The organism is Bacillus sp. AF62, from assembly GCF_050312695.1.
In the GTDB taxonomy this organism is placed as follows: Bacteria; Bacillota; Bacilli; order Bacillales; family Bacillaceae_G; genus Bacillus_A; species Bacillus_A cereus.
The window spans coordinates 24201-30200 of sequence record NZ_JBNPJZ010000048.1 but is presented as its reverse complement, the minus strand read 5'-3'; the positions used below and the strand labels follow the sequence as shown (position 1 = coordinate 30200).

Here is a 6000-nt window from a genome sequence, read left to right as displayed (position 1 = left end):
TACTATCATTCTTCCAGGAAAACGGGTTTCTTTATGCATTCATTTTTGGATATTTATGAGTTTTGCAACACCCTCTACTTATTAAAGACAGCAGGCAGTCCACTCATTGAAAAGGTTAATAGGGAATAAAAAATAGGAGGTTACATCCCTCCTATTTCAGCTCAATATATTACTTTCCTTCTTATTCAGCTCAAGCAAAATGCCTTTCTCTATCCACCCCTCTACACCATCTTTTTTAATTAAATCATATCCTGAACAACTACCATCAATGAGAGAAACGATATCTCCTTTTCTAACGCTTATTTGCGCACAAGAAATATCAGTTTTCACTGTATATTCACCTGACTCAAGTTGTTTCATGTATTCATTTTTTACAGTGAGTAATTTATTTGTTTCCTTTTGCTTACATATTGTGTAATCTTGCATCTTCTCGATAGGCTCTATGTAATAATACGGATATGTCACTCCGCCCTGCATTTCTGAATTCGCATTAAAATCCGCTATTACTTCGTACCCTGGAAAATAGTCTACATATGTATAAGAAAACGTATCGCCCGTTTGTTTCCTCTGAATGATAAATGCATTTAATTGTCCTGCTTCTTTAATTGCATTTCCTCCATCTATTGCAATAATTTTTTTCTCCTCATCAATAACTGGATTGTTAGACGGTGCTTCTTCAGAATAGTTCACGACAGGCCAATGACCAACTATTACATACTTATTTGCTTTATGTGATTTATAAAAAAACTCTGGCATTGCTATCGCATTTTTGCGCTCTGTTTCTTTCCAATCTACTCTATCTTCTAGCCCGGCATGCACAAAAATATAATCTTCTGTTTCAATCGCTGTCGGTAACTCCGTTAGCCAATGTATTTCTTGTGAAAATTCACTTTGCAATGCTTCTCTCACTTCACGAATTGAAGTGCCTTCATGAACTGAAAAATCCAATTGCTCTAGCCATTCATTAAAAATCGAATGCTTTCTCGTACATAAATAATTAATAAGACGAGGATTTTCATTTAGAAGAGCATCAACTAAAACTTCACAATTTCCTTCAACAACGTGAACCTTTGAATTGTTCTTTACAAGATTCATAACATAGTTTACTACGCCTACGCTATCTCGTCCTTTCTCGCAAAGATCTCCATTAATAATTAAATAATCTTCATCTTTAAAGTTAACTTTATGTAGTGCTTCTTTTAAAAGATTTAATTCTCCATGAATATCAGATATGACGATAACTCTAGCATCATTAGGGATTGATAGTTTCTTTATTTTCTTCAAGTATAAGCGCTCCAATCATTCTCTTTATTAAATTAAAATAATTCGACAAAATACACTATATAACCTTTTCAAATACATATACCATAACTTACAACCTATTTACGGTTTAATAATAACTTAAAAAATAAGAAGAAGCTGTTCCCAACTTTTGCGGGACAACTTCTTCTTATTTTTTATAATTCTTTATGAAAAGAATAACTCACTTTATCATACCCTTCTCTTTCATAAAAACGATGCGCATCAATTCTTGCAAATGCTGATGTGAGGACGATAGATTCACATCCGTTTTCCTTTCCCCAGTTCTCTATATACGAAAGTAATACATTTCCATGTCCTTTTGAACGATGTGCGTCTGCCGTTACAAGGTCATATACGAAAACGTGCTTCTTATTATAAAAGTTCGTACAAATCGCTACACCTGCAAGGCTAACAACTTCATCCTCCTCATTACGCAGCGAAAATAGTTTATAATTTTCTTCTTTCATATTTCGAAATAAAGAGCTTGTTTCCTCTTTTGAAAGTTTCGTTCTTAATTGCTGTAAAACAGGTAATACTTCATATAATTGCTCTTCTGTTACTACTTCTTTAACATTCATTTTTAACTCTCCTCTAACTATTTATTTAATTTTCTAAATGTTGTATCATTATTATAGAAAGTAACTGCCCTTTACTTAAGTGACAGTTTAAGTATTTTTTATAAGGCCAGTTTTAAAGGAGAGTTTTATATGGATTTTACTATCCCATTGCAATTACAAAGTAACACACCTATTTACTTGCAAATTTACGACTATATAAAAGCTGAAATTATACAAGGGAGTATTTCTGTTGGCACACGTCTACCCTCACACAGAAATTTAGCATCACAACTTAATATTAGCCGCATCACTGTTGAATCAGCTTATCAACAATTATTAGCTGAAGGTTATGTAGAAAGTAAACCGAAACGTGGTATTTTTGTAGCAAATTTCGATATTGACGTTATCCCAAACAAAAAACGAAATGCAGCAATGAAGACGAGCAATTTAATAGACGAAAAATTCGAATATGATTGTAGCCAAGGGCTTATTGATCAAAATACATTTCCGATTACAAATTGGAAACGAGCATTACAAGAATCCATTCTTACATACGAAAATGCACTATTTGCCAAAGAAGACCCTCAAGGTGAATTCGCTCTTCGAGAGCATATATCAACATATTTATATCATTCTCGCGGTGTACATTCTTCACCTGATCAAATTGTGATCGGTGCCGGAACGCAGCCACTTCTCTGGCTACTACTTCAACTGCTTGGCCCTACAAAAGAATACGGCATTGAAAACCCTGGATTTCACCGTATACACGCAATCATTAAAAGCTGTGATAGACAAATTCATCCCATACCATTGGATGAAAAAGGTATTGATATTTCTAGCTTATATAATACAAATGCCAATGTCGCATACGTTACACCATCACACCAATTTCCACTCGGGATTATTATGCCTTTATCTAGAAGAACAGAATTGTTAAAGTGGGCTAATGATTGCAGCGGATACATTATTGAAGATGACTATGACGGTGAGTTTCGCTACGCTGGTAAGCCGATTCCTTCTTTGCAAAGTCTTGATTCAAATGAACGCGTTATTTATATGGGGACTTTCTCAAAATCTTTTTTACCTTCTTTACGAATGGGATATGTTGTTTTACCACCACATCTTTTAAAAATATATCAAGAACTGCATGGAATTTTTAAACAAACAGTCGCTACAATACAACAACTTGCTTTTGCTAACTTTATACAAAGCGGGAATTGGGAACGTCATCTTAACCGGAGTCGTACACTATATAAAAGAAAACATCATACGTTAGTAAAATCCATTATGAAAGAAATGGGGGCTAATGTTCAAATTCTTGGCGAACAGTCTGGACTTCATATTGTTTTATGTGTAAATAACAGTATGAATGAAAACGAACTGATTGAATCCGCTAAAAAACAAAGCGTTAAATTATACCCGCTTTCTCCATATGATTTCGTGAATGATTTACGTAAGGAATCATACGTATTACTCGGTTTTGGTAGCATTCCAGAAAATAAAATTGAAACGTTGGCTATATTATTGAAAAACGCTTGGTTCCCTAGTTGCAAGGAAACTTGTTAACAGTGGGTTTAACTTGTAACATACTAACAATTCAACAAAATAAAAAAGAAGGCTGTTCCAAAATAACTTTTTGGACAGCCTTCTGCTAGTTATTCACCTGACCTAGCTTTCCTTCCCGGACGTTTCACACCAGTCGTTTCTGTTGAATAAGAAGCTTCAATTATAGCGGTTGGATCTACAGAGAGAACGAGATCTTTCATTTTCGGATAAATGAATCGGTTTGTAATGCAATAAATGATTCTCTTATGCTCCCCTAAAAAACCACCTTCTCCATGTAGATACGTAACAGATAGTTGCAATTCTTTCATAAGTAAATCGCCTATTTCTTTATTCTTACCAGAAATAATCATAACGCTCTTACCTTGATTTATACCATCTAATATAAAATCAATCATTTTCGTAACAATATAGAAAATGGCTAATGAGAACATCGCTTGTTCGATTGAAAATAAAATGGCAACAAAGATGAAAATAACTGCATTTACTGCAAGTAAAAATGTACTAATCGGTACATTAAAGTGTTTATTCATCCAAACTGCTAACATTTCCGAACCGTCAATTGCTCCACCCATTTTAACAACAATCCCAACACCAATTCCGAACAGCACTCCACCATAAAGTACAATTAATAACTCAGAAGTCGTAATTGCTGGAAATGGTTTTAAATAAATTAATCCGAGTGTTGTAACTACATTCGCATAAGATGTACGGATAAAAAATTTCTTTCCCATTACTTTTGCAGTAAATAATAAAATTGGGATATTAATTCCTAAGAACACACCATAAAGCGGCAATCCTGCGACTTTATTTGCCATAATAGCAATAGCCGTTACCCCGCCATCTACTAATCCATTAGGTGCTAAAATAAGCTCTAATGAACCTGCTACTATAATTGAGCCCATTGTTAATAATACGTATTCAAATACTTTCTTCATTCATTACCCCCAAAACTTATATATTTTCTTAGTATTATTTTAACGTAATTTTACTACTAATTCAAAGGTATCGATTTATATACAAAAAAGTTTCACCTTTATCGCTATTTTTATGTAACACGTAATACTAGAAACACACTTACAAATTAAAAGTAAGTGTGTTTCTAACATCTATTTAATCTTTACGTACGGCTTCATTTTTAATTCAAATATTTCCTCAACTGCCCTTTGATATCCACCAGCATTTCTAAGCGACTCTCCCACTTTACGACTATTTTCCTTAAACGTCACATCATCCATTACTTTCTTTACAGTCTCACGTAACAATTCAGAAGTTAACTCGTTACGATTAAGTGTTATGCCTGCCCCTACTTCAGTCAATCGTTTTGCAACGAATGGCTGATCTCCTGTTACCGGAATTACAACTAATGGAACACCGTAATATAACGCTTCACTCGAACTATTCATACCACCATGTGTCACGAATACATCAGCATGCTGTAAAACTTCTAATTGCGGGACATAATTATACAACTTAAAGTTTTTCGGGATATTTTCAAATTGACTTGTATTTATCTTCTTACCAACGACTAATACGACTGTCGCATCTACATCTTTAAACGCTTCAAAACATTTTTCATACAAAGCAGGTTGTTCATTAAAAACTGTTCCCATAGAAATGAAAATCACTTTTTCATTTTTTAAATCTTCGGTAGGAAAACTCCCCACTTCTTTTCGAGTAGCAATTGATGGACCTACAAATTTATACGATTCATCAAATAAATCTGAACGCGGCTGATATTCTTTTGAAGTATATACAATCGTAATATCACCAGGATGGTTCATAATATCATACATACTATTACATTTCATTCCATAGTGCTTATTCCATCTTTCCATTCCCGCTAAACAAGATTGATATAATGGATTTATTTCGTCTACTTGTCTCGATTCTTGCCCATCATGAAAATTAATGTACTGATTAACAGCAAACGTTGTACAAGATGAAACGCTTGGTAATTGTAAAATATTTGCTATAATACGTCCTACTGGAAAATGATTATCATATATTAAATAATCATATTTTTCCTCTTTTGTTTCTTCTACAATTTGAGTAACAATACGCTCTGATGCTTCAATCATATGAGATAGCATCATCAAAGGGCTCCCACCTTCATTTACTCGTTCCATAATATTAATTTGAGAGAGAAAATTCTCAAACACTCGGAATTCCGCACCTGTTGCTTCAACCTTCTTTCTATAATCTTCAATACAATAAGAAACAACTGTTTCCCCTCGCTGAATTAACTCACTTACAATAGCTAAAGTCGGATTAATATGACCTTCCCCAGGGAAATTTATTACGAGTACATTTGCCATAACATTCTCTCCTATCCAATTAATATAACAAAATTAACAATTAATTATATTAATTAATTTAAGTCTATTATAAATGAATGCATTCTACTTCTTCATGCTTTTCTCTTCATTTTATTATTGAGAAATATTTTCTATAGTCTACATTATTGTGATTCACAATCTTATAAATAAATGCTTACTTTTACTCTTCATAGATTTAAAGATACGAGTCTTACATTCAAGTATTACCACTATTATTTTTAGACAATTCATACAAAAAT

Annotated in this window: 5 protein-coding genes; 1 reads left to right on the top strand and 4 read right to left on the bottom strand. The window is 33.3% G+C overall.

All coding sequences use genetic code 11. The features are described from left to right. Window positions 1-156 precede the first annotated feature (156 nt). Both ACQRBL_RS10045 and ACQRBL_RS10040 read right to left on the bottom strand, forming a co-directional pair. The gene (locus ACQRBL_RS10045; RefSeq protein ID WP_023521765.1) at window positions 157-1284 is read right to left on the bottom strand and encodes a metallophosphoesterase; all 1128 of its coding nucleotides are present in this window, start codon (window positions 1282-1284) and stop codon (window positions 157-159) included. A gap of 173 nt (window positions 1285-1457) precedes the next feature. Further along, window positions 1458-1880 (bottom strand): GNAT family N-acetyltransferase, encoded by a 423-nt coding sequence (locus ACQRBL_RS10040; RefSeq protein WP_023521764.1) that lies wholly within the window; start codon window positions 1878-1880, stop codon window positions 1458-1460. Between the two features lie 129 nt (window positions 1881-2009). Between ACQRBL_RS10040 and ACQRBL_RS10035 the strand changes: the two genes are divergently transcribed. Next, window positions 2010-3425 carry a PLP-dependent aminotransferase family protein gene (locus ACQRBL_RS10035; protein WP_023521763.1) on the top strand — a complete coding sequence of 472 codons (1416 nt, stop codon included), beginning with the start codon at window positions 2010-2012 and terminating at the stop codon, window positions 3423-3425. Window positions 3426-3514: 89 nt separating this feature from the next. Here ACQRBL_RS10035 and ACQRBL_RS10030 read toward each other — a convergent pair whose 3' ends face one another. After that, the gene (locus ACQRBL_RS10030; RefSeq protein ID WP_023521762.1) at window positions 3515-4360 is read right to left on the bottom strand and encodes a YitT family protein; all 846 of its coding nucleotides are present in this window, start codon (window positions 4358-4360) and stop codon (window positions 3515-3517) included. A 171-nt stretch (window positions 4361-4531) separates the two neighbouring features. Further along, the gene (locus ACQRBL_RS10025; RefSeq protein WP_023521761.1) at window positions 4532-5740 is read right to left on the bottom strand and encodes a macrolide family glycosyltransferase; all 1209 of its coding nucleotides are present in this window, start codon (window positions 5738-5740) and stop codon (window positions 4532-4534) included. Between the last annotated feature and the right edge of the window lie 260 nt (window positions 5741-6000).

Excerpts from the sequence above, each read along its gene's own strand:
- ACQRBL_RS10030 (WP_023521762.1), bottom strand. The coding sequence starts at position 4,360 with ATGAAGAAAGTATTTGAATACGTATTATTAACAATGGGCTCAATTATA.
- ACQRBL_RS10040 (WP_023521764.1), bottom strand. The coding sequence starts at position 1,880 with ATGAATGTTAAAGAAGTAGTAACAGAAGAGCAATTATATGAAGTATTA.
- ACQRBL_RS10025 (WP_023521761.1), bottom strand. The coding sequence starts at position 5,740 with ATGGCAAATGTACTCGTAATAAATTTCCCTGGGGAAGGTCATATTAAT.
- ACQRBL_RS10035 (WP_023521763.1), top strand. The coding sequence starts at position 2,010 with ATGGATTTTACTATCCCATTGCAATTACAAAGTAACACACCTATTTAC.